Genomic DNA, 23,971 nt, shown 5'->3' with positions numbered 1-23,971 from the left:
CGGCGCACAGGGCGCGTACGACGCACACGACGAGGCCACCCGACGGCAGCGCGGCAGGCGCACGGCGACTGCCGCACGGGACCTGGGCCCGGTGAGTACTCGCGGTCGAGCGCTGCTCCGACCGACCCGCACCACGTCGGCCCCACCCAGCACGTCCTCCTCGATGGCGCCGCGAGGGTACGGCTACGCCCCGGTCACTTCGGCGGAGCCGGCGAGGGCAGGCGTTTGAGCCACCGGGTGGCGAGTGGGTGGGCGAGCGTCGCGCCCGGGATTCCCGCCGGGGCGGCGACACGGTGCGCGCACTCGGGAAACAACCGGCTGACGGGCTCGGGAAACAACCGGCTGACGGGTTCGAAGACCAGGACCTGCACGACCACGAAGGCGGCGGCGACCGCGAAAAGGCCCCCGGCCGACTCCTTGGTCCACCGCCGCCGCGCCGACGTGACGGTGGTGGACCCCGCCTCCGGGGGTGGCGCGAACGGATCGGTCACGCCGCCGTTGCACCGGTCACCGATCGGCACGACAAAGCGCACGATCAGCCGCACCCCCGAGCGCCGTCGGGCGGACGCACGACGGTGGTACGAGCGGCCGTCCGCGCGGCGCGGCCACAGGGGACGGCCGCAGGGGCACCCTCATCCGCGGGTCTCGGGCCCCCAGTACTCCGGGCCCACACCGCGCCAGTCGATGAGGGGGACACCGCCGCGTTCACGGGGTCCACGTCGAGACCCGCGCGTCGCAGGAATTCGGACAGGTCCTCCAGGTTGTAGGCCAACCCGAGGTTCTCGCCGTGCACTCGGACTCGGCGGCCACCGGTGTCACTCGGCGGAGCCACGATGACAGGCAACGGTTCGGACATGGATCCAGCCTCGCCTCTCCGGTCCCGGCCTGCATCCCGGCCCTGGAAATGTGGGTACGTCATACCCGAATTCAAGCACGTGTTCGATTTCCAGCGCACGGCCGCTCGTCACTCGTGTGACGTTCAGGGACAGACGGCCGTGCTCGGCACCGGTCGTCCACCGCGACCATGGCCAGGCAGCGCTGAGCGGCCGGCGGTCACACCCCGGCGTCGGGAGCCTTGATGATCTTGCCGTTCTCGTCGACGGTGTGGGTGCTCCAGTAGGTGTCCCACTTGTCGCCGACGTGCTGCGGGACCTTCCCTTCGGGATAGCGGAGGTACCCCTTCGGCGGCTCGTCGCCGTTGGACACGCAGGCACTGCCGGTGCTGCCCACCGTCATGACCGGGTACTCGCCACCGCCGCAGCTCGCGTCCTCGGTGGAGCAGCCGGTCAGCATCGCGAGGGTCACGCAGGCCAGCGCGAGGACCAGGGCGGACCGCGCAGGGCCCCGGCTGATCACGGACGACGGTCGGTGAACTCGGCTTGTCATACGCACGATGGCTCCCTCTGGACGGCTTGTGGGACCAGCCTGCGCGAGACAAGGAAATCGATCATGAGTACGCGTACTCGGATGCGGTGGGCCGTCGTACCCGATTCCGCGTGGGCACGGGGAAGGCGGCCGACCCCACCCAGCCGAGCCACCCTCAGGCCGAACCGGCCTCAGGCCGAACCGGCCGCAGGCCGAACCGGCCGCACGGCCGCACGTCGATCCGGCTCGATCCGCTCTCAGCCCGAGCCGCCCTCAGCCGGCGTCGGCGATTCGGTTGAGCCATTCCTCCATGAGGCCGCGTTCCGGCGCCGTCAGGACGTCGGTCTGCGGGAGTACGGCCCGGAGGGTGACGGCGGCCGCGACGGGCCCGGGTGCGGGCGCGACAGGGGCCTCCGTGGCGATCGCCGCGACGACCGCCTCGCGGGCGGTGCGGGACAGCTCCGGGTCCCGGCGGTCCTCGGGGGTGGCGATGAGCGTGAGCGTCGTACCGCAGCCGGCCGCGTGGACGAGGTCCGCGGCGCGGACCTCGGGGACGCGCAGCCGGCCCGCCTCGGCGATGCGCCGGATGTGCTCGGCGAGGACCTCGAAGGCGGCGAGCGCCGCGGGCGAGGGCGCACCGGGGCGGTACCGGCCGTACATCAGCGTGTACAGCGCCGGGTTGGCCAGGCCGAGGCCTACGTGCAGATCCCAGCCGGCTCGAAGGTCCTCGACCGGGTCATCGGTGGGCTTCCGGGCGGTCTTGCTGGTCAGGTACGCGGTGAAGCCGTCGGCGACGACCGCGTCGAGCAGGCCCTCTTTGTCGCCGAAGAGCCGGTAGATGGTCGGCGGCTGCACGCCCGCCGCGGCGCTCACCGCCCGGGTCGAGACCGCGTCCGGCCCGCCTTCGGCCAGCAGGCGGGCGGCGGCCGCGACGATGCGTTCACGGTGCCCGTCCGCCGCGGTGACGTCCTCGCTCTCCATGATTCCGACGATAACAGAATGCTGTTACCGATGAGAATTTCCAGTGATACCGTCATTGCGTTATCGACGGAAACAGAAAGAGGTTGTCATGATCATCGTCACCGGAGCCAACGGCGGACTCGGCCGGCTGATCACCGAGCGGCTGCTGGAGCGCGTCCCCTCCGAGCGGATCGGCGTCAGTGTGCGCGACCCGGAGAAGGCGCGAGAGCTCGAAGACCGGGGCGTGCGCGTCCGCCAGGGCGACTTCGGGGACCCCGCGACCCTCGCGGACGCCTTCGAGGGCGCCCGGCAGGTCCTCGTCGTGTCGACGGACAGCACCGGCGCGGACGCCGTGCACCATCACCGCACCGCCGTCGAGGCCGCGGCGGCAGCCGGAGCCGAGCGCATCCTGTACACCAGCCACATGGGCTCGAACCCGTCCTCTCCCTTCGCTCCGATGCGCGACCACGCCGCGACCGAGGCGGCGCTCCGGGAGTCCGGGGTCCCCTTCACCTCACTGCGCAACGGCTTCTACGCCTCCTCAGCCGCGATGCTGCTGGGCCACGCGCTCGAGACGGGCGAACTGGCCGCGCCGGAGGACGGACCGGTCGCCTGGACGGCCCACGCCGACCTCGCCGAGGCGGCGGCGCTCGCGCTCACCGGCGAGGGCCTCGACGGGACGACACCGGCGCTCACCGGCCCCGAGGCGCTCGACCTGGCCGACATCGCGGCGATCGCCACGCGGCTCACGGGCCGCGAAATCCGCCGGGTGGTCGTCTCCGACGCCGACTACCGCGCGAGCCTGCTCGCCCGCGGTCTGCCCGCGGCCGGCGCCGACCTGCTCCTCGGCCTGTTCGCCGCGATGCGGCAGGGACAGTTCACGCCGGTCGACCCCACGCTGGGCCGCCTGCTCGGACGACCCACCACCGCTCTGGCGGAATTCCTGAAGACAACGATTACGCCGACCGGCTGACGTCGGACCTTCAGGCGCGCGTCCGCCAGCCGTGGTCGACCGGTCCGAGGCCCGCGCCCAGGGCGAATCCCGCGGCGATCGCGCCGGTGACGTACTCCTTCGCCAGCCGCACCGCCTCCGGCACCGGCCGCCCCTGCGCCAGCCCCACCGCGATGGCCGAGGCCAGGGTGCAACCGGTGCCGTGCGTATGGCGGTTGTCGTGGCGCGGGGCCCGGAACCAGTGTTGTTCGATGCCGTCGGTCAGCAGGTCGACGGCCTCGCCGGGCAGGTGGCCGCCCTTCACCAGGACCCAGCGGGGCCCGTACGACAGCAACTGTTCCGCGGCCCGGCACATGTCACGCTCACCGGTGGCCTCGATCCCGGTCAGCTCGGCGGTCTCGTCGAGATTCGGGGTGGCGACCGTCGCGAGCGGCAGCAGGGCGGTCCGTACGGCGTCCAGCGCGTCGTCCGCCAGCAGCCGGTCGCCGTGCTTGGAGACGCTCACCGGGTCCACCACCACGGGCGCGCCGACGTCCGAGAGCAGTTCGGCGACGGTCTCGACGAGCAGGGGCGAGGCGAGCATGCCGGTCTTCACGGCCTGCACACCGATGTCGTCCACGACACTGCGGTACTGCGCGCGCACCGCCTCGGCGGGAAGCTCCCAGGCTCCCTGCACGCCCAGGGAGTTCTGCGCGGTGACGGCGGTGAGCACGCTCATCCCGTGCGCGCCCAGCGCGAGCATGGTCTTCAGGTCGGCCTGGATGCCGGCGCCGCCCCCGGAGTCCGATCCGGCGATGGTCAGGACACGGGGCGGGGTGGTCGGCGTGTTCGCGGACATGGTGTGTCACTCCGTACGACGGGGGTGAGAGGGGGCGGGGTCAGCGGCGCAGACGCAGCGGGGTGTAGACCAGCAGGGCCGCGAGGAACGCCACGCCGTAGGCGGTGTCGGCGCCGTGCAGGGCGTGGGCGACCGGGCCGACGTAGAGGCTGGTGCTCATGAACGGCACCGCGGCGGCGAAGGCGGCGGCGAACGCCACGAGCGCGGGCCACCACGGACGCGGGCGGGCGCTCTCGACGGCCAGGTCGACGGGTGCGCCGCCGCGGGCCCTGGCCCGGGCGAGCCAGTCGACGGCGACGATCGCGACGAACCCGGGAATCCAGTAGCCGACGAACAGCAGGACGTTCTGGAAGCGGGCCGTGGTGTCGGCGGCGTGCATCCACAGCACGAGCGGGAAGCCGAGGACGGCGGCCAGCGCGGCGGCGGCCGGGCGCGGCAGCCGTACGCCCATGGTCTGCAGGGCGAGCGAGCCGCTGTAGTCGTTCATGGCGTTGCTGCTCAGCGCGGCGAGCGCCACGGCGAGCAGGCCGAACGCGCCGAGGGCGCCGCCGCCGAGCAGGGTGTCGACGCCGCGGGCGGTCTGGTCGGTGAAGACGGCCGCGCCCCACAGTCCGAGGGCCTGGACGGCCACGAAGGACACGCCGATGCCGGCCAGGGTGTACCAGAACATGCGCGGTCGGGACGCCGTACGCGGCAGATAGCGGCTGAAGTCGCTCGCGTACGGCGCCCAGGACAGCGCGAGGCTGAGCGCGATCGTGCAGGTCAGGACGAAGGCCCCGGCCCGGTCGGCGCCGTGCGCGGTGGCGGCGGGGGTGGTGTGGGCGCCGCTCAGGAGCTTGACGGTCAGGGCCACGAACGCGGCGGCGAGAGCGAAGGTCATCACGGTCTGGAGCCGGTGGATCACCTCGTAGCCGAGGACGCCGAGCGCCCCCTGCGCCGCCATCATGACGAGCACTCCCAGCCAGAACGGCCAGCCGCACAGCTGGGCCAGCGCGTCTCCGCCGAAGAGGCCGATCAGCGCGTCCCAGGCGATGGACGACAGCCACTGCAGGGCGCCGGGGACGACCACCGCCCGGCCGAACGCGAGGCGGGCGAGCGGTAGCTGTCCGGCGCCGGTCTGGCTCCCCCAGGTGCCGAGGTACGCGGTCGGTACCGCCCCCAGGAGGGTGCCCAGCACGACGGCGACGAGCGCGGTGGAGAAGTCCAGGCCGAGCGCGATGCCGACGGTGCCGGTGAACACGCCGGTCATGGTCAGATTGGGGGCGAACCACACGGTGAACAGGCGGCCGGGGCCGCCGTAGCGGTGGTCCTCCGGGACCGGGGCGATTCCGCGCGCCTCGACGTGCAGGTCCCCCGGGGCGGTGGGCATCCGCCCGTCGAACACGCCCTGCGGGCCTCCGACGGCCACCTCACCGCGAGTGTTATGGGCATACGGCAACGACATGAGACATCCCTCCGCCAGTCCTAACTGGTTCAGGTTCGACGGGTGTGATCTCAGCCCTCGTGCGGGGCACCCCGTGTCCGGTTCGGCGGTCAGGATAGCCCGGCGAGCGCGGTCTGCCCCAGGGGGAGGGGGTCCGCGCGGGCCGTACGGCCCCGTGGCTACGCGTCGACGCTCGGTTCCCGGCCCTCGTACGCCGCCGTCAGCAGGGCCAGTACACCGTCCACGGTGACCTCGCGCGGGTTCGGATACGGCTGCCCGGCGGCCTGCTCGGCGGCCACCGCCAGGTCGGTCTTCTTGAGGCCGAGTTCGGCGAGGCCCCGAGGGGCACCGAGGCTTCCGGCCAGGGCCCACAGGGCATGGGGAACGTCGTCGGCGCCGCCCAGGGCGCGCGAGAGCGCTCTGACAGCCCGGGGCGCGGCGGGGGCGTTGTAGGCGAGGGCGTACGGGAGGACCACCGTGTGCGTCTCGGCGTGCGGCAGGCCGAAGGTTCCGCCGAGGACGTGGCACAGCTTGTGGTGCAGGCCCATGGTGGTGGCGCCGAGACAGGCGCCGCAGAGCCAGGCGCCGTACAGGGCCCGGCCGCGCGCGTCGAGGTCGCCGGGGGCGGCGGCCACCAGCGGCAGGGCCTGCGTCATCGCCCGTACGCCCTCCTCGGCCATGAGCCAGACGAGGGGCGAGGCGTCGGGCGCGTAGAGGGCTTCGACGGCGTGGGCGAGCGCGTTGACGCCGCTGGTGACGGTGAGGGGGACGGGGAGCGAGAGGGTGAGTGCGGGGTCGTAGACGACGCTGCGGGGCTGGACGGCGGGGTCGCGTCCGGTGCGCTTGGCGCCGTGCTCGGTGAGTCCCCAGACCGGGGTCATCTCGGAGCCGGAGTAGGTGGAGGGCACGGCGATCAGGGGCAGGCCGGTGCGCAGCGCGATCGCCTTGCCCAGGCCGATCGCCGAGCCGCCGCCGACCGCGACACACCCGTCGGCGCCGGCCGCGCGCGCCGCCTCGACGGCCCGGTCGGCGACCTCGACGGGTACGTGCATCCGGGCCTCGGCGTACAGCCCCGCGCAGGCCTCGCCCAGGGCGTCCGCGACCGCGCGTGCCGTGCCCTCGCCCCTGCTGCCGCAGACCACCAGCACCCTGCGCAGCCCGAGCCTGGCGGCCTCGTCGGGGGTCGCGGAGACGGCGGCGCCGGGCCGGAAGACGATCCGCGCGGGCTGGGTCTCGTACGAGAAGTCGAGCGGGGTGTTCCTGTCGGTCATGGTGCTCATTCCGGTTCCAGTACGAGGTCGAAGCGGGCGTGGCGGAAGGGGTCCGGGACGCCGAACTCCCGTGCCAGGGACGGGTCGTCGGTCTCCTTGAACTCCTGGACCAGGCTTTTCTTGACCGCGAACACCGCGTCGGAGTCCAGGTGGTCGCTGCCCGCGACGAAGATGTGTGTGGTGACCGGGGCGTGGCCCTCGGCCGAGGCGATGAAGTGGATGTGGGCGGGGCGGTAGGGGTGCCGGGCCGTGGCGCGCAGCAGTTCGCCGACCGGGCCGTCGGTGGGGATCGGGTACGGGCTCGGTACGCAGCTGCGGAACCAGAAGCGGCCCTCGTCGTCGGCCGTGAACAGTCCCCGCCCGTTGCCGGGCGGCTGGACGTCCGGCTGCTGTACGTCGTAGTAGCCCTCGGAGTCGGCCTGCCACACGTCGAGGACCGCGCCCGGCAGCGGGGTGCCGCCCTTGCCCCGTACCCGGCCGCTGACCACGCACGGCTCGCCCCTGCCCACCAGGTCGATGTTCGCGCCGAGTGCGCGGATGGGCGATCCGGTCAGGTGGAACGGGCCGAGGACCGTCGACTCGGTGGCACCCGGGTCGCGGTGGCCGCCCAGCGTCTCCACGAGCATGGAGACGCCGAGCACGTCCGACAGCAGGATGAACTCCTGACGGGTGTCGGTGCACTGTTGCCCGGTCGCGGTCAGGAATCCGATCGCGCGTTCCCATTCCGCCATCGTCGGCTCTGTCTCGCGCACGAAGTCGTGCAGATGACGGGTGAGCGCGCCGAGCAGTTCACGCAGCCGCCGATCGGCCGTGCCCCGCAGGCTGTCGACGACGGCGTCGGTGATGCCGTGCGCGAAGTCGGTCGTGGCATCGGTCGTGGCCTCGGTCGCCGTCGAACGGTTCGGTTCGTCTGTCATGCCGCTCCTCGTGGTGTTATCGGGACTGGCCGCCGTCGGTGCCCGGGTCCACGAAGTGGAAGCCGGGCTCGGGGAACCTGGCGAACGCCCGGTGGGGCACGGACGAGGTGTAGGCACCCGCGAGGGAGAACACCACACGGTCACCGGCCCGCAGCCCGGGCGCCCGGACGTCCCGGACCAGGATGTCCCTGGAGGTGCTCAACTGGCCGGTGAGCGTGACCCGTTCGCGGCGCACCACGGGCCGCGGCCAGGAGTAGGGCCACACGTCCACCTCGAGTACGGACCAGGGCTGGTCGGGCCACGGCTGGTCGGACCTCCTGGACTCCGAGGTGCGCAGGTTCACCCCGCCACCGCGGACGACGGCGAAGTCCTCGCTCGCGCCGTGCTCGACGTCCAGCACCTCGCTCGCGTACCAGCCGCAGTACGCGGTCAGCGCCCGACCGGGCTCGATACTCAGGGTCAGTTCCGGGTGCGCGGCGACGAGTCGGGCGAGTCCCTCGCCGTACGACTGCCAGTCGAAACGGCGTTCGGGGTGCTCGTAGTCCACCGCCATGCCGCCCCCGACGTTCACCTCGGTGAGGCGCAGGCCGTGGCGTGCGGCGAGTTCCGCCGTCCAGGCGACGACGCTCTCGGCCACCGCGAGGTGTTCGGGGGCGTGCAGGCCGTTGGCCAAGTGGGCGTAGACGCCGCGCAGTTCGAGGTTCGGGTAGCTGCCGTCGGTGAGCAGGCCGACGATCGTGTCCGCCTGTGCCGGGTCGAGGCCGGAGGTCCTGCGGCCACGGCCGCCGTCGGTGAGCAGGTGGTCGGCCACCGGGAGGTCGAAGCGCGGCAGGACCGCCACCCGGCCGTCCGGAGCGTGCCGCTGGGCCAGCCCGGCCAGCATGTACAGCTCGTACTCGCTCTCCACGAGGAAGCGTGTCACGCCCCGCTCCAGCGCGTCCAGGAGCTCCGTCGGGGTCTTGTCCCGGCCGCCGAAGGCCAGAGGGTGGTCCGGCGCCGCCCGGGTGACGTGGTCCAGTTCGCTGTCGATGGAGACCTTGTAGCCGTCGACGTACGGGGCGAGCGCGGTCAGGATCTCCGGCTCCTGGTTGGCCTGGGTCGCGTAGTACAGCGCGACACGCTCGGGCAGCGCGGCCCGCACCGACGCGGCGTGTGCGCGCAGTGCCGCCAAGTCGTACACATAAGCGGGAAGTTCCGTGGGCGGCAGGGTCAGGATGCGGTCGCGCACCGCGAGTGAGGGTGTGTTCATGGGGCACTCCGGGTCGTGTGGCGCAGGATACCGTCGGCACGCGACGAAGGCGGCGGACGGGGACCGGAGTGACGGCCCGCCGGACGCAGGCGGTCGGGGACATGACACGTGCCACGGCAGCCGCCGAAATCGACGGGGCCGGGCGTCCGGTTCGGCTCTGCGGCCGGGAACCGGGAGACCGGCGGCGCCGTGCTCCCGCACGCCGACGCCTCCGCTCGCAGGGCCCGCGCCCTGTGGCATCCCACCATCATGCTGATCCGCGACTCCATACCCGAGGCCCCACACGATCTCTACCCGGTGGGAGATCCTTCGGCACCTCGAGCGGTCGGCGGTGTACCTGAACGCGGCGCGGTGCCCGACCCCGGGTCGGGGTCGGGCACCGCGTCTGGGTCGGTCAGCAGGTGGCGGAGGCCGGCAGGCCACCGTACTGGTCGCCCTTGAGGTAGACGGCGCTCACATAGCCTTCGGCCAGTCGCACCCAGACGTCGTTGACGTAGCCGTTGTCGCGGATGGTCTCGCCGTGGGTCCAGCAGGAGGCGCCGCGCGGCTGCCCGGCGGCGACGTGCCCGGTGATGTCGGTGGTGGTCGAGGGCCCGGAGCGGACGTTGACGTTCACATACGGCGTGACGGCGTACGGCAGTCCCGCCGCCGCGGCCTGCGCCCCGGCCGCGCCGGTCAGCAGCAGTCCGGTGGCCAGCGCGCCGACCCCCGCCGTGGCGAACGCCTTGGTCCTCATCCTCATGGTCATACGGTCCTTCCCCGTGGTGGAGTCCGGGCGTGTTCCCGGGCCGGGTCGTGCGGCCCACCCGGTCACGCCCGAGCCCACCCTGCCGGGTCGACGCCCGGGGGCGGAACTGCTTTCGACGACGCTCGAAACGTCCGGCCGCGACGGACTGGTACGCAATGGGGTGATGATCGACGGAACTTCGCCGACAACAGCGCCACCGCCGCCCGAGTTGGTCGAGGACGACGAGCTGACCGGCCATGCCGTGGCGGCCAACGGCACCATGAACCGCGCACGCGTCCTGACAGGCGTCAACAGCCACGCCCGCGAACTCGGCTTCTCCCCCGCCCGGGGCACATCAGACGCCGAAGACCTGGAACTCCGAGACCTGCCCGGCCGGCCAGCCGCTGTTGGCGGTGAAGGTGAGTCGCACGTGGCGCGTGGTGACGATGGAGGGGAGCGTGAGGGTCGCGGTGTTGCCGGTCGCCGGGTCGAAGGTGTAGCCCGCGGAGGCGAGCAGCTGGGTGAAGGTGCTGCCGTCGGCGCTTCCCTGGACGGAGATGGTCTGGGTACGGGTGGCCCAGGCGGTCGCCGGGGGGAGGTCGAGGACAATCCGTTTGATGCCTGTGGCGGCGCCCAGATCGACCTGGAGCCACTGGGGGAAGGCGTTGTTGGCGGACTCCCAGTAGGTGTTGGTGTCGCCGTCGGTCGCGTTGCCGGAGGCGTAGATCTGGGTGTGGCTGCTCTCCGAAGTGGGGCGGTGGAGGGCGAGGTCGGTGGTGCCGGAAGGGGATCGGTGGTGACGGTGACCTGGTTGGAGGGCTGCGACACGTTTCCCGCCGCGTCGAGGGCGACGACGTCGAAGGTGTACGCGGTGGACGCGCCGAGTCCGGCGACGGTGAAGGAGGCGGCGCTGGTGGTGCCCACCTGCGTGCTGGTCGAGCCGGACACCCGCAGGACGCGGTAACCGGTCACGCCGACGTTGTCGGTCGACGGGTTCCAGGCCAGCGAGACGGAGTCGCTGGTGTGCCCGGTGACGGTCAGGGCACCCGGCGCGGCGGGCGGTGTGGTGTCACCGCCGGTGGGGACGGTCGGCGGGGTGGGGCGAGTTGCGGTCAGCGCGATCTGGCCCTTGAGCATGCGGCCGCCGTCGCCGGTCAGGCGCAGGTAGTAGTCGGCGGAGCGGTCGATGCCATTGGCGTTGCAGTCGGCCTGGTCGCCGACGGTGTACGTGGTGTAGGCGTTGTCGGCCTCGGTCACATTCCTGATGGCACCGACCATCCACGGCGAGATCATGTTGAAGGCGTGGTAGACGCCCAGAAAGCCGGGCCGTGAGCCCCCGGTGCCCGTCCGCCATTCACGCGGGACGCCGCCGATGACGTAACAGCCCTGTCCCTTGAACCAGTTGACGACGTCGAGGCAGGCGTCGGCGGTGAAGGGGTGGTTGGGGTCGTTGAAGCCGAAGCCCCAGATGCAGACGACCGGCCTGCCGTTCTGTTTCGCGTACGCCGAGGACGCGGTGTGCGCGGACATCTTGGCCGTCCAGTCCGTCTTGATCTCGGACTGCATGTTCGTCCAGTTGGAGACGTCGTACATGAGGTAGAACTTCCGGCCGTACGACTCGGCGGCGCTGCGCACCTTGGTCGCCATGGCGTCGCGGGTGGGCCCCTCTCCGCCCGTGGGGTTGAAGCGTTGCAGGGCCGCCGTGTCGATGCTGTTCTGCTGCATCCACAGGAAGTGGGTGTTCACCGTCTGCTGGTCGTACGAGGAGAACAGCGTGGCGGGCCGGCCGTTGCCGAGGGTGGCGTACGACGTCTGGTACGTGTTGGTGTACTCACGCACATCGGGCCAGCATGTGATGTTGGTGTTGTTCGGGGACGGCGTCCGTCCCCAGTCCTGACTCCAGTGCCACCAGCCGTTGATGGGAGCGCCGTCGCCGACGCACGCGAACCAGCCCTGGTAGCCGACACTGATCCTGCCGACCACGTCGCCCGGCGAGCTCGCCGCTGAAGCGGTCGGGGCGAGTACGGTCCCGGTCGCTCCCACGGTTTCCACCGCGGTGGCCGCGATCGCGGCCCTCAAGAAGACTCTGCGTGTGACACCCATCTCGACTCCTTTCGGTGGTCGGTGCCGCCGAGCGTCCCCGCGCTCGGCGGCACCATCGGGTCAGGTCAGGTGTTCCAGACCTGGAACTCGGAGATCTGACCGGCCGGCCAGCCGTTGTTCGCCGTGATGTTCACCCGGACGTACCGCTGGGTGGTCGCGGTGAACGTGATGGTCACCGTGTTGTTGGTGGTGGGGTCGAAGGTGTACGTGGCCGACGGCTTGATCGTGGTGAAGGAGGAGCCGTCGGTGCTGCCCGACAGGGACAGCGTCTGGTTGCGGGCGCCCCAGCCCGCGGGGAGCTGGAGGACGACGCTGCTCGCACGCTGCGCGGAGCCGAGGTCCACCTGGACCCACTGGGGGAAGGCGTTGTCGGCGCTCTCCCAGTAGGTGCCCTGGTTGCCGTCGGTCACGTTGGACGACGGGTACACGTCGGTGTGGCTGGACTCGGTGGTGGCCGCGCCCGCTGCCAGGTTCCTGCTCACCGTGCCGGCTCCGGTGCCGGTCAGCGCGACCGTGGTCGTGCCGTTCGACGCGTTGCTGGCGATGCTGAGATCGCCGGTGCGGGTGCCGGACGCGGTGGGCCTGAACGTGACGTTCACCGTGCAGGAGGCGTTCGCCGCGATCGACGTCCCGCAGGTGTTGGTCTGCGAGAAGTCGCCCGTGACACTGATACCGGAGACGGTCGCGGCCGCGGTACCGGTGTTGGTGACCGTGACCGGCTCCGCGCTGCTGGTGGTGTTGAGCGCCTGGGTGGGATACGACAGCGACGTCGGGCTGGTCGACAAGGTGGCGTTCGAGGAGCCGCCGTCGCTGGGGAACACCCCGAAGTCCGACAACTGGGCCGCGTTCCAGCCGGTGTTGGCGATGATGTTCACCCGTACGTATCTCGCCGTGGCGGCGCTGAACGTGAGGGTCACCGTGTTGTTGTTGGCGTTCGGGTCGAAGGTGTACCCGGCCGATGCCTTGATCGTCGAGAAGCTCGAACCGTCCGTGGATCCCTGCACCGACAGGGTCTGCGTACGAGCCGACCACGCCGTCGCCGGCGGAAGCTTGAGCACGACCTTGCCGACGCCGTAGTTCTGGCCGAGGTCGACCTGGGCCCACTGCGGGAACGAACCGTTCGTGCCCTCCCAGTACGTCGACGCGTCCGGGTCGGTGAGGTTCGAGGCGACGTACGGGCTGCTGCTCGAACTCGCCGTCGCCGGGCGCCCGGCGGCGACATTGGTGGTGCTGTCGATGCCGCTGCCGGTCAGGGAGACGACGGTCGGGCCGTTGTTGGCGTTGCTGGTGACGGTCAGGTTGCCGGCCCGGGATCCGCCCGTGGTGGGCTTGAAGCCGACGGTCACCGTGCAGGACGCGCCGACCGCGAGGGTGGAGCAGTTGTTGGTCTGGCTGAAGTCACCGGTCGCCGCGACGCCCGAGACGGTCGCCGACGCGGTGCCCGAGTTCGTCACCGTCACCGTCTGCACGGTGGCCGACGAGCCGACCACCGTGGCGGCGAAGGACAGGCTCGCCGGGTCGGTGTTCAGCACCGGGCCGGGCGCGGTGCCGGTACCGGAGAGGCTGACCGTGTGGGTGGTCCCGCCCGCGTTGACGGTCAGGGATCCGTTACGGCCGCCGGTCGCGGTCGGCGCGAACTTCACGCTGACGGTGCACGAGCCGTTCGCCGCGATGGACGAACCGCACGTGTTGGTCTGGGAGTAGTCGCCGCTGGTGGAGATCGACGCGACGGACGCGGCGCTGTTGGTCGGGTTGGAGACCGTCACGGTCTGCGCGGCGCTCGTCGAACCGGTCGCGACCGCACCGAAGTTCAGCGCGCCGGGGGTGGCCGTCACGCCTTCGGACGGGTAGGGCGGGTAGACCGGAGCCGGCCAACCGCCGCAGTACGGCGTGCCGCTGATGCCGGAGTTGCCGCCGCCGTCGGTGACGACGAAGTTGCCGCCCGAGCAGTTGTACACCGGGGACGAGTATCCGACGCCGGTCGCCGTGACGTCGGTGAACTTGGCCGCGCCGCCGGTCTGTTCCTGCAGGGCGAAGGTTCCGGTGCCGGCGATGGTGACGTTGTTGAGGTTGACCCCGCTGATGGTTCCCTCGACCCACTGGACGGCCTCGTACGGACTCTGCTGGATCAGTGCGTTGGTCACGTTGATGGGGCCGGTGATCGCGCCCTGGCTGCCGTCGAACCACAACGCGCCCACGCCGAACTGCCAGTTGGGGTCGAGACTGCCGGCCCGGATCATGGTGTTGTCGGAGATCGTGGTGGTGCCGACCGGCGTCGACGTGAAGCGCTGCCCCACGTGGATGCCACCGCCCTGGGCGAGGCCGGTGTCCACGACGCGGTTGCCGCTGACGGTGTTGTCGTGGCCGCCGTAGATCGCGATGGCGTTGGCGAGGATCTGCAGCGACACGGTGTTGCTGGAGATCGTGTCGTTGGAGTCGGCGCCGATACCCGAGTCCGCCCAGGTGGCGATGCCGTCGTCGCCGGTGTTGCGGATGTCGCTGTTGTTCACCTTGGAGTTGGTGACGCCGCCGTGGAAGTTGATGCCGTCCGCGGTGGTGTCACGGATGCGCATGCCGGTGAACGTCAGCCCGTCCATCGGCCCGTCCATCCAGGCGCCGACCTTCATGTGGTCGATCCACAGATGGGAGACGGTCGAGTCGCTCATCGCGCCGCCGATGCCGTTGACCTGGGCGCTGTCGTCGCGTTCCTGCACATTGCCGAAGATCGCGAAGTTCTGGAGACGCACGTGGGTGCTGGCCGAGGGCGCGGAGTTGCCGTAGAAGCCGGGTGCCGTGCCGGTGACGGTGGAGTACCACATGCCGGCGCCGGCGATCGTGACGTTGTCGACGCTGACGTGGCCGGGGATGTTGTAGGTGCCCGGCGGGATCCACACGGTGCCGCCGGGGCCCGCCGCGCTGATCGCGGCGTTGAACGCGCTGGTCGCGTCGGCCACACCGGTCGAGTCTGCGCCCTTGCTGGTCACCGACACCGACCCCGAGGGTGCGGTCAGGGCGGCGCCGACCTGCTCGAAGTCGGCGAAGTCGATCGTGTACGAGGAGGCGGTGTCCTCCGCGTCGACCTGCAGCTTGAAGGTCGTACCCGCCGGATAGGTGGTGGAGAACAGGCGGTGGGCCTCGTCGTAGAAGTGGTGCGGGTTGTTGCCCGGCGAGTTGGTGAAGGGGTAGCTGCCGTAGTACCAGCTGTAGGCGTTGGTCAGGGTGAAGTTCGGCTGCTTGACGCCGTTGACGTACAGGGACAGCGGGGCGGTGTAGACCGAGCCGCTCGAGGTGTCGGGGATGCTGTACCGGAAGTTGATCGAGTTGGTCGCCACCGGTGTGGTGAACGTGACGTACTTGCCGGTGCCCTGCAGCGTCGTCGCCTTGCGGTACGACGCCTCGTCGGCCAACTGGCCCTGGGTGTAACTCGGGCCGATGGACGTGCCGTTGGTGGCGGAGTTCTCCGCCTGCACCTCGACGTACGGCAGGCTCGCGCCGCTGCCGCCAGTGGCGGTGGACGCCGCCCAGGCGGGTTGGACGGCCAGCGCGACGACGCCGACCGCAGCCAGCATCGCGGTGCTGACCGCCCAGACGAGGGCGCGTCTCAGATCTCGGATGGAATGGAACACTTGCTACTCCTTTCATCACGAAATGCCGGAACTGTGCCGCCGACGCCGCCCATGAGGGAGGGACGGGGCTCAAAGGGAGAGGGGGGAGGCAGGGGGCGGTAACGACGCGTGGGGGACCGTAATATCGTCGACATGGACACGCAAGAACCAGACAGAACATTGCAACAATAAAAATTCAGCCCGCAAGATCTAATGTGCCGTCCTGAGGCTGCGCCCAGCAGCGGGCCGCGCACACGGCGGTGCCGCCGGACGGAGTGTCCGGCGGCACCGAGGGGAGGGTGGGGTCAGGAGGTCCAGATCTGGAACTCGGACACCTGGCCCGCGGGCCAGCCGCTGTTCGCGGTGACGGTGACGCGGAAGTAGCGCTGGGTGGCGGCGGGGAAGGTGAGCGTGACGGTGTTCCTGGTGCTCGGGTCGAAGGTGTGGGCGGCCGAGGACTTCAGGGTGGTGAAGGTGGTGCCGTCGGTGCTGTCGCCGAGGGTCAGGGTCTGGGTGCGGGCGCCCCAGCCGGCGGACAGTTGCGGGACCACGCGGGAGGCACTCCGGGCCGAGCCCAGGTCGACCTGGGCCCCCTGCGGAAACGTGTTGTGGGCGCTCTCCCCGTAGGAGCCCCGCACCCACCGCCCCGCTCGCCGCCGCCTGCGCCTGCCGGGGAGCGGGGGCCGTCGCGCCGGCCCGGAGCGCATGGGACGGCGGCGCCCCTGTGTGGCGGCGGCCGGTAAGACGGACACGCACATCGCGCCGATCGCGGCGACGGCGGCCACCGCCCGTCGGCGCCCGGCGCGGCGGATGCCGCGCAGGGCCTCTGGGGATCGTCGGCATGTGATCCTCCCGCAAGGAGTGCGGGAAACCGGCGCCCCGACCGTACAGAGCCCCCATCCCCCCGCTAGATTCTGACGAAGCAAAGAATGAATCATGTAAATCACTGCAAGTTTCTTGTCAAAATCCGCAAATCCCGGATGGAGAGTGGCGCGTCCCCTCGGCACCTTGCCGCTGCAGAAATTCCCGTCCACGGTCCGCACCCGCAGAAGGTCGCGAACGGCCGGTGATCGCGGGGTGGGCGGCTCTGGCTGGTGGACCGTGCTGTTGCGATCGCCCTACCTCGCCGCGTCGAGCGCGTTCGCCTTCACACGGCTGCTACCGATGACCGCGGTGGACAGCCCAGGTCGAGGCCTTGATCGCCGATCTGAGCACCGCGGCGTGGCCGCGGCGACGGTGAACTGCTGGGCGTACCGGTCGTCTCCGCGCGAGCCGAGGTGTTCCCGGCTCGTCCGTGGACGGGCCGCATGGCGCACCTTGACGGAGTCCAGCTGCGCTTCCGGCCTGCGCAGGTGGGCCGGTTCCCAGCTGGTCCCCAAGAATGATCAAAAGGCCGTTTCAGATCTCTCTGAAACGGCCCCTGACCTGCGACTTCGAAAAGTCGGGACGACAGGATTTGAACCTGCGACCCCTTGACCCCCAGTCAAGTGCGCTACCAAGCTGCGCCACGTCCCGGTGCGTTCACCCGCAGTGTTCCGCGTGATCGCGCGAACAGAACTTTACCCCACGTCGGGGGCTGCTCCGAAGGGGGCGCGGGGCGCGCGACAATCGGGGCATGAACGCAACATCCGGAGGTCGGCGGAGCAACGGGCGGGATCGGGACACGACGGGGCGGGCGCGGAACGCCCGGCCCCGGGACGGACTGGGACGGCCGCTGCCGTACGGCGCCGACGGCGTGGAGCGGCAACCGGAGGGCGTCGTCCGCAGCCCCGAGGAGACGGTCACCGAGGCGCAGGCGCTGTTGGACGCGGGGAAGCCGTTCCACGCGCACGAGGTCTTCGAGGACGCCTGGAAGTCGGGCCCCGAGGGAGAGCGCACGCTCTGGCGTGGGCTGGCACAGCTCGCGGTGGGGCTCACCCACGCGGCCCGTGGGAACACGACGGGCGGCGCCCGGCTGCTGCGGCGCGGGGCCGGGGCGGTCGAGGAGTGGGCGGCGGGGGCGGCCGGCCGGGCCCGTCCGCATGAGCTGGACCTCGCCGAACTCGCCTCCTGGGCACGCGAGCTGGCGACGGTCGTGGAGCGTGAGGGCGCCGCGATCAGCGCGGTGACGTGGGCGCCCCGGCTGCGGGGGCGCCGGGGCTGACGGGTGCGGAGCCGCCGGGACCGGTGAGTGCGGGAGCGCTGGATCTACGGGGGCGGCAGCCGTTCGGCGCGCGGTGCGTGCGGCGTCACGCGGGTGCGGTGCGTCCGCCGTCAGTGGCGTGCGGCAGACTCGGGGTGTGCGAAAGATTCATGTCATCGGCATCGGCGCGGGCGACCCCGACCAACTCACCTTGCAGGCGGTCAAGGCGCTGAGGAGCACGGACGTGTTCTTCATCCTGGACAAGGGCGAGGTGAAGTCGGACCTCGTCCAGCTCCGCCGTGACATCCTCGACGCGCACATACCGGAGGGGTCCTACCGCCTGGTCGAGGCGCGCGACCCGGACCGCGACCGGGCCGCCGGTGGCACCGCGTACTCCCCCGCCGTCGGCGACTGGCGCAGTGCCCGCGCCGACATCTACCAGCGGCTGATCGCGCAGGAGTTGGGCGAGGACGAGAGCGGCGCGTTCCTGGTCTGGGGGGATCCCGCGCTGTACGACAGCACGCTCGGGATCCTGGAGGAGATCCTGGAGCGGGGCGCGGTGGCGTTCACGTACGAGGTCGTGCCCGGCATCAGCAGCGTCTCCGCGCTGGTCGCCCGCCATCGGACCGGACTGAACCGGGTGGCCCGTCCCGTCCAGATCACCACGGGGCGGCGGCTCGCGGAGGGCTTCCCCGAGGGTGTCGACGACGTGGTCGTGATGCTCGACGCCCATCAGACGTTCCGGCGGTACGCCGACGAGGACATCGACATCTACTGGGGCGCCTACATCGGTACGCCCGACGAGATCCTGGCCTCCGGTCCGATCGCCGAGACGGCCCCGCGCATCGAGCGGCTGCGGGCCGAGGCACGGGATCGCAAGGGCTGGATCATGGACACATATCTGCTGCGCAGGCATCCGCGCGGCTAGGCCCTGTCGTCAGCGAGGTCCGAGATCCAGCAGGGCCAGGGCCGACGGCACGTCCGGCGCGGTGGTCACGTCCGCCGGGAGCGGGGGGCGGCGTACGACGACCACGGGGAGGGCGAGGTCGCGTGCGGCGGTCAGTTTGGCGGCCGTCGCCTCTCCTCCGCTGTCCTTGGTCACCAGCACGTCGACCCGGTGTGCGCGCAGCAGGGTCCGCTCTTCGTCCGGTGTGAAGGGTCCCCGGGCGAGCAGCACTTCCATGTCCTGGGGCATCGGCGGCTCGGGGGGCTCCACCGTACGGACGAGGAAGTGGAGTTCGGAGAGGTGGGCGAAGGCCGCGAGGCCCAGGCGGCCCGTGGTGAGGAAGACACGGCGGCCCAGGGACGGGAGGAGCGCGGCGGCCTCGGGGAGGGAACCGGCCCAGTGCCAGCGGTCGTCGGGGCCGGAGGCCCAGCCGGGGCGGCGCAGCACCACGGCCGGGATTCCCGCGGCCGCGGCGGCGCGCGCCGCGTTCGCCGTGATGGCGGCGGCGAAGGGGTGGGTGGCGTCGACCACGGCGTCCACCCGGTGCTCGCGCAGCCACCGCGCCAGCCCGTCCGCCCCGCCGAAGCCCCCGACGCGGACGTCCCCGTCGAGCGCCCCCGGCCGGGAGACGCGTCCCGCCAGGGAGGTCGTCACGCGGACACCGGGGCGCGCCGCCAGTTCGGCGGCGAGTCGGCGTGCCTCGGTGGTGCCGCCGAGGACCAGGACGTGGGGGGACACGGGGTCGAGCCTACGAGGTGGTCAGCGCAGCAGGAGCTGCACCCCGCCCACCACCGTCGCCGCGATGACCAGCCGCTCGAACAGGATCTGGTTGATGCGGTGCACGGCCCATTTCCCGAGGAGCGCCCCCGGTACGACGAAGATCGCTAGCGCCGCGTCCAGGAGCAGCGAATGCCAGTCGATGAGCCCGAGGCCCACGCTGAAGGGCACCTTGGAGACGTTCACGATCAGGAAGAAGAAGGCCGAGGTGCCCAGGAAGCCGAGTTTGCGGAAGCCGGCCGACAGGAGGTACATCGACATCACCGGGCCGCCCGCGTTGGCGACCATCGTGGTGAAGCCGCCGAGGACGCCGTACGAGCGAGCCTTGACCCGGCCGGCCCGGGTCGAGACCGAGTCGGGTTCCTCGTCCTGGGCGGCGGCGCGGCGGCGCCACATCGTCACCGCCGCCATCAGCAGCAGGATCGCGCCGATCGAGGTCCGTACGATCCCGTCGTCGGCCCACACCAGGAACAGCGTGCCGAACACGACGCCCGCGGCGACCGCCGGGAACAGCCGCCACAGCGTGGGCCAGTGGGCGTGCCGCCGGTAGGTGAGCACGGCGAGCACGTCCCCGACGATGAGGAGGGGCAGGAGCACGCCGGTCGAGGCGCGGGCGGGCAGCACGGCGGCGAAAATCGCCAGGCTGACCGTGTTGGCGCCGCTCACGGCGGTCTTCGAGAAGCCGACGAGCAGGGCCGCGGCGGCGAGCGCGGCGAACTCCCCGATGGATATGTGCCAGAGCGTCATCGTGTTCATGCGGGAACCGATGCTAGGCGCACGCATGTCCCGGCGTAAGGACCGTCTCGCCAGGTGACCCCTGCGGCGGCGGGTGACCCGTGGGTCGGGGCCCCGGAGAACGCCCCCACCCGGTCCCACTCCCGTGGCAGACTGCTCGAACATCAACACGAGCGTGAGCAGAGGAGTGCCGCATGACCGCGACCGGGCCTTCCGCCCAGCGGATCGACACCAGCAGGCCGCACCCGGCGCGGATGTACGACTGGTTCCTCGGCGGCAAGGACAACTACCCGGTCGACGAGGAACTCGGGCGACGGATCATGTCCACGGACCCGAGCGCCCCCCGCTCGGCCCGTAGCAACCGCTGGTTCATGCAGCGTGCCACCCGCTGGCTGGTCCGGGAGACCGGCATCCGCCAGTTCCTCGACATCGGCACCGGCATCCCCACGGAGCCGAACCTCCACCAGATCGCCCAGGCCGCCGCCCCGGACGCGCGGGTCGTCTACGTGGACAACGACCCGATCGTCCTCGCCCACGCCGAGGCCCTGCTGCGCGGCACCCCCGAGGGTGTGACGGAGTACATCCAGGCCGACGCGCGGCAACCGGGGAAGATACTCGAACAGGCCGCCCAGGTCCTCGACTTCGACCGGCCCGTCGCGCTGTCGCTGATCGCGCTGATGCACTTCATCGCCGAGGAGGACGGCGCGTACGACCTGGTGGACACCCTGGTCGACGCGCTGGCGCCGGGCAGTTGTCTGGTCCTGTCCGCGTTGACCGGCGCATACGACCCCGTGACGGTCGCGACCGGGATCGAGGCGTACGCGGCGGGCGGCGTGACCCTCGTGGCCCGCTCGCACACCGAGGTCAGCCGCTTCTTCCGGGGACTCGACCTCGTCGACCCCGGGGTGGTGTCGGTGTCGAAGTGGCATCCCGAGCTCGCGCTGGACGAGGACGAGATCGGCGACGCGCCCGTCCCGCTGTTCGGCGCGGTCGGCTTCAAGTCCCCCGTTCCTGAGGCACTCGGCCACCCCCGTTATGTTCTTCGCGGTCCTGCAAGAGGGCCGCTGGCCTCCGGGCCCGGCATGACTGTTCCCCCTGTCGAACGGATGACAATGCCGTTGCTTTTGGGGTGTGCGTGGTGTTGAGCCATGCGTGTTGGTGTCGCGTCTGGAGCGGCTGGGGTTGGGCATCCTGACTCGGTCGTGTCCTGCTGAGCTGGTGGACCGGGTCGTTGCCGAGGCTGGGTGTGCGGAGAAACGCCGACGTGTGCTGTCGGCCCGGTTCACGGTGTACTTCGTGCTCGCACTGTGCCTGTTTCCGCAGGCCGACTACCTGGAGGTCCTGCGGCTGGTGAAGGCCGGCGAGCCGACGCTTCGGCCTTGGGCGGGGGTGAACAAGTCATCTCTGACGCGTGCGAGGCAGAGGCTGGGCTGGCCGGTCATGCGAGAGCTGTTCCGGGCCGTGGCCCGACCGTTGGGCCACAGGACGGAACTCTTCCACGGGCTACGGGTCCTGGCCCTGGACGGAATGCTGCTGGCCGTCCCCGACTCGCCCGGCAACCGGGAAACGTTCGGCAAGTCCGGCTCGCAACGCAGTCCGATGGGCTATCCGCAGGCCCGGGTGGTCGCGGTGTCGGAGTGCTCGTCGCACGCGGTACTGGACGCGGTGATCGGCGGCTGGAAGGACTCCGAGCGGATCGTGTCCGACGAACTGGAAGCCCATATCGGGGCCGGGACACTGGTCTTGGCCGACCGCGGACTTTGGGGCCTGGCCCGCTGGCACCGCTTTCGCGACCGGGGCGCCCACCTGCTGTGGAGGATCGAGCGGCGGGCCGCCCGCAGGGTCCAGGACGTCCTGCCGGACGGAAGTTACCTGGCCCGGATCCAGGCGAACAAGCACGCCAAGGCTGCCGGAACCGTCAAAGCTCCACCAGCTCTGGTGAGAGTGATTGAGTACCGCGTCGACGGCCAGGCGGACGTGATCCGGCTTGTCACCAGCCTGACGGACCATGAGGAGTATCCGGCCGCCGAACTCGCCACCCTGTATGCCCGGCGCTGGGAGATCGAGATCGTCTTCGACGACATCAAGACTCACCAGCGCGGCAGACCGGTCCTGCGATCGCAGACTCCGGACGGGGTCAGGCAGGAGATCTATGCCCACCTGATCGTCCACCACGCGACCCGCGACCTGCTCAACGAGGTGGCCCGGATCGCGCAGACTTCCGCCGATCGGACATCGTTTACCCGGGCCCTGCATGTGGTCCGCCGCTCGGTGATCGCGCCGTGCGGCTCTTCCCCCCTCAGCCCGAAATCATGACCGTCTGCTCGGCCTTGCCGAGATCCGCTGGTCTCTCCTGCCACGACGACGCTCACGCGACTGCCCCCGCAAACTGAAGTCGTCGATCACCCCGTTCAGCAGCAAGGCCCCCGACGAACCTGCTAGCCACCGCCGCCCATCAGCCGTCATCACGGTGAACCACAGATGGCAGTAACCACCAAAAGCAACGGCATTGGAACGGATGACCTGGGGGGTGGTGTCACCGGGCCCGAGGGGTGCCGTTGGAGACGCTGATGAGAGGTCTGACTACCGCCTGGCCTGGCGCAATGCCCGGCATCTTGTGGGCGGCAGGTCTGTATAACGTGGATGCGCGCGTACGGCGCCATCGCCCTGGCCAGCACCGCACGAGTCCTGTTCGGGAGGACGGGTTGTACGACATCGACGACGTGGGCGTCTTCCTCGGCCTGGATGTCGGCAAGAGCGCCCATCACGGGCACGGGCTCACCCCGGCCGGCAAGAAGGTCTTCGACAAGCCCCTGCCCAACAGCGAACCGAAGCTGCGGGCCGTGTTCGACAAGCTCGCGGCGAAGTTCGGCACTGTTCTGGTGATCGTGGACCAGCCCGCCTCCATCGGAGCCCTCCCGCTCACGGTCGCCCGGGACGCGGGCTGCAAGGTCGCCTACCTGCCCGGTCTGTCCATGCGCCGGATCGCCGATCTCTATCCGGGTGAGGCAAAGACCGACGAGAAGGACGCCGCGGTGATTGCGGACGCCGCACGGACCATGCCGCACACCCTGCGCTCGCTTCAGCTGACCGACGAGATCACCGCCGAGCTGACCGTGCTGGTGGGCTTCGACCAAGACCTCGCGGCCGAGGCGACCCGCACCTCCAACCGGATACGCGGCATGCTCACCCAGTTCCACCCCAGCCTGGAACGCGTCCTCGGACCGCGCCTGGACCACAGCGCCGTGACCTGGCTGCTGGAACGCTATGGTTCCCCGGCCGCGCTGCGAAAGGCCGGTCGCCGCAGGCTCGTTGAGGTGATCCGGCCCAAGGCCCCGCGCATGGCCACCCGGCTGATCGACGAGGTCTTCGACGCGCTCGACGAGCAGACCGTCGTGGTCCCGGGCACCGGCACCCTCGACCTCGTGATCCCGTCCCTGGCCCGCTCGCTCGCGGCCGTCCACGAACAGCGACGAGCTCTGGAAGCGCAGATCGGGCAGCTGCTGGAGGCTCACCCTCTTTCCCCGGTCCTGACCTCGATTCCGGGGGTCGCGGTCAGGACCGCCGCCACCTTGCTGGTCACCGTCGGCGACGGCACCAGCTTCCCCACCGCCGCCCATCTCGCCTCCTACGCCGGCCTCGCCCCCACGACGAAGTCGTCCGGGACCTCGATCCACAGCGAACACGCCCCCAGAGGCGGCAACCGGCAGCTCAAGCGAGCGATGTTCCTGTCCGCGTTCGCCGCCCTGCACGATCCCGCCTCCCGCACCTACTACGACCGATGCCGAGCCCGCGGGAAGACCCACACCCAGGCCCTCCTCCGCCTGGCCCGCCACCGAATCAGCGTCCTGTTCGCCATGCTCCGCGACGGCACCTTCTACGAACCCCGAACCCCACGCATCGCTTGACCAAAGACATAGAGGCTCCCCCCACAGACGTCTCGTCGGAACCCCTGCCGCTTGCGACGGACGGACTGTCCGT

Annotated in this window: 18 protein-coding genes, 1 tRNA gene, 3 pseudogenes and 1 riboswitch; of the genes and pseudogenes, 6 read left to right on the top strand and 16 right to left on the bottom strand. The window is 70.9% G+C overall.

The window, feature by feature from the left end; translation table 11 throughout:
• Window positions 1–194 precede the first annotated feature (194 nt).
• From AAFF41_RS41460 to AAFF41_RS41445, 4 genes and pseudogenes are all read right to left on the bottom strand, one after another.
• Window positions 195–491, bottom strand: coding sequence for a hypothetical protein (locus AAFF41_RS41460; protein ID WP_343325670.1), 297 nt, complete (start codon window positions 489–491; stop codon window positions 195–197).
• A 141-nt stretch (window positions 492–632) separates the two neighbouring features.
• Window positions 633–856, bottom strand: a pseudogene (locus AAFF41_RS41455) (hypothetical protein).
• A 197-nt stretch (window positions 857–1,053) separates the two neighbouring features.
• Window positions 1,054–1,386 carry an SCO0607 family lipoprotein gene (locus AAFF41_RS41450; protein WP_415925896.1) on the bottom strand — a complete coding sequence of 111 codons (333 nt, stop codon included), beginning with the start codon at window positions 1,384–1,386 and terminating at the stop codon, window positions 1,054–1,056.
• 252 nt (window positions 1,387–1,638) lie between these two features.
• Entirely contained in the window at window positions 1,639–2,346 is a 708-nt protein-coding gene (locus tag AAFF41_RS41445; protein ID WP_343325669.1) for a TetR/AcrR family transcriptional regulator, read from the bottom strand.
• Between the two features lie 88 nt (window positions 2,347–2,434).
• Here AAFF41_RS41445 and AAFF41_RS41440 point away from each other — a divergent pair, with 88 nt between their 5' ends.
• Window positions 2,435–3,298, top strand: coding sequence for an NAD(P)H-binding protein (locus AAFF41_RS41440; RefSeq protein ID WP_343325668.1), 864 nt, complete (start codon window positions 2,435–2,437; stop codon window positions 3,296–3,298).
• A gap of 10 nt (window positions 3,299–3,308) precedes the next feature.
• Here AAFF41_RS41440 and thiD read toward each other — a convergent pair whose 3' ends face one another.
• The 10 genes and pseudogenes from thiD to AAFF41_RS41390 form a co-directional block, all read right to left on the bottom strand.
• Window positions 3,309–4,115: a bifunctional hydroxymethylpyrimidine kinase/phosphomethylpyrimidine kinase gene (thiD, locus tag AAFF41_RS41435; protein WP_319749227.1), complete on the bottom strand. Its 807-nt coding sequence runs from the start codon at window positions 4,113–4,115 to the stop codon at window positions 3,309–3,311.
• Window positions 4,116–4,155: 40 nt separating this feature from the next.
• Window positions 4,156–5,559 (bottom strand): purine-cytosine permease family protein, encoded by a 1,404-nt coding sequence (locus AAFF41_RS41430; protein WP_415925897.1) that lies wholly within the window; start codon window positions 5,557–5,559, stop codon window positions 4,156–4,158.
• A riboswitch (TPP riboswitch) is annotated at window positions 5,549–5,643 on the bottom strand. Its footprint overlaps the gene before it by 11 nt.
• A 74-nt stretch (window positions 5,644–5,717) precedes the next feature.
• The gene (locus tag AAFF41_RS41425; protein WP_343325667.1) at window positions 5,718–6,809 is read right to left on the bottom strand and encodes a maleylacetate reductase; all 1,092 of its coding nucleotides are present in this window, start codon (window positions 6,807–6,809) and stop codon (window positions 5,718–5,720) included.
• A gap of 5 nt (window positions 6,810–6,814) precedes the next feature.
• Window positions 6,815–7,726: a dioxygenase family protein gene (locus AAFF41_RS41420; RefSeq protein WP_343325666.1), complete on the bottom strand. Its 912-nt coding sequence runs from the start codon at window positions 7,724–7,726 to the stop codon at window positions 6,815–6,817.
• 16 nt (window positions 7,727–7,742) lie between these two features.
• Window positions 7,743–8,975 carry a type III PLP-dependent enzyme domain-containing protein gene (locus AAFF41_RS41415; protein ID WP_343325665.1) on the bottom strand — a complete coding sequence of 411 codons (1,233 nt, stop codon included), beginning with the start codon at window positions 8,973–8,975 and terminating at the stop codon, window positions 7,743–7,745.
• A gap of 394 nt (window positions 8,976–9,369) precedes the next feature.
• Complete coding sequence (locus tag AAFF41_RS41410) at window positions 9,370–9,717, bottom strand: SH3 domain-containing protein (RefSeq protein ID WP_225900601.1); 348 nt, start codon at window positions 9,715–9,717, stop codon at window positions 9,370–9,372.
• A 340-nt stretch (window positions 9,718–10,057) separates the two neighbouring features.
• Window positions 10,058–11,805, bottom strand: a pseudogene (locus tag AAFF41_RS41405) (glycoside hydrolase family 99 protein).
• Between the two features lie 65 nt (window positions 11,806–11,870).
• A complete protein-coding gene (locus AAFF41_RS41400; RefSeq protein ID WP_343325664.1) occupies window positions 11,871–15,431 on the bottom strand; it encodes a choice-of-anchor D domain-containing protein in 3,561 nt (1,186 codons plus the stop codon).
• 284 nt (window positions 15,432–15,715) lie between these two features.
• Complete coding sequence (locus AAFF41_RS41395; protein WP_319749231.1) at window positions 15,716–16,048, bottom strand: discoidin domain-containing protein; 333 nt, start codon at window positions 16,046–16,048, stop codon at window positions 15,716–15,718.
• A gap of 803 nt (window positions 16,049–16,851) precedes the next feature.
• Window positions 16,852–16,925: transfer RNA gene (locus tag AAFF41_RS41390), tRNA-Pro, on the bottom strand.
• 100 nt (window positions 16,926–17,025) lie between these two features.
• Here AAFF41_RS41390 and AAFF41_RS41385 point away from each other — a divergent pair.
• Together AAFF41_RS41385 and cobF are read left to right on the top strand one after the other, a co-directional pair.
• Window positions 17,026–17,553: a DUF309 domain-containing protein gene (locus AAFF41_RS41385; protein WP_319749232.1), complete on the top strand. Its 528-nt coding sequence runs from the start codon at window positions 17,026–17,028 to the stop codon at window positions 17,551–17,553.
• Window positions 17,554–17,689: 136 nt separating this feature from the next.
• Window positions 17,690–18,460: a precorrin-6A synthase (deacetylating) gene (gene cobF, locus AAFF41_RS41380; RefSeq protein WP_319749233.1), complete on the top strand. Its 771-nt coding sequence runs from the start codon at window positions 17,690–17,692 to the stop codon at window positions 18,458–18,460.
• A gap of 9 nt (window positions 18,461–18,469) precedes the next feature.
• On the opposite strand, the gene AAFF41_RS41375 is transcribed toward cobF, so the two are convergent.
• The gene (locus AAFF41_RS41375; RefSeq protein WP_343325663.1) at window positions 18,470–19,216 is read right to left on the bottom strand and encodes a cobalt-precorrin-6A reductase; all 747 of its coding nucleotides are present in this window, start codon (window positions 19,214–19,216) and stop codon (window positions 18,470–18,472) included.
• Between the two features lie 21 nt (window positions 19,217–19,237).
• Window positions 19,238–20,011: a sulfite exporter TauE/SafE family protein gene (locus tag AAFF41_RS41370; RefSeq protein ID WP_319749235.1), complete on the bottom strand. Its 774-nt coding sequence runs from the start codon at window positions 20,009–20,011 to the stop codon at window positions 19,238–19,240.
• A 173-nt stretch (window positions 20,012–20,184) separates the two neighbouring features.
• On the opposite strand from AAFF41_RS41370, the pseudogene AAFF41_RS41365 reads away from it, so the two are divergent.
• The 3 genes and pseudogenes from AAFF41_RS41365 to AAFF41_RS41355 form a co-directional block, all read left to right on the top strand.
• A pseudogene (locus AAFF41_RS41365) lies at window positions 20,185–20,991 on the top strand (SAM-dependent methyltransferase); the annotation flags it as partial.
• A gap of 130 nt (window positions 20,992–21,121) precedes the next feature.
• Complete coding sequence (locus AAFF41_RS41360) at window positions 21,122–22,306, top strand: IS4 family transposase (protein WP_343325662.1); 1,185 nt, start codon at window positions 21,122–21,124, stop codon at window positions 22,304–22,306.
• A 389-nt stretch (window positions 22,307–22,695) separates the two neighbouring features.
• Window positions 22,696–23,898, top strand: coding sequence for an IS110 family RNA-guided transposase (locus AAFF41_RS41355; protein WP_343325661.1), 1,203 nt, complete (start codon window positions 22,696–22,698; stop codon window positions 23,896–23,898).
• Window positions 23,899–23,971: the final 73 nt, after the last annotated feature.

The organism is Streptomyces mirabilis (assembly GCF_039503195.1).
GTDB classification, from domain to species: domain Bacteria; phylum Actinomycetota; class Actinomycetes; order Streptomycetales; family Streptomycetaceae; genus Streptomyces; species Streptomyces mirabilis_D.
Note: the sequence above shows the minus strand (reverse complement) of the source record. Positions and strands in the feature narration are given on the sequence as shown.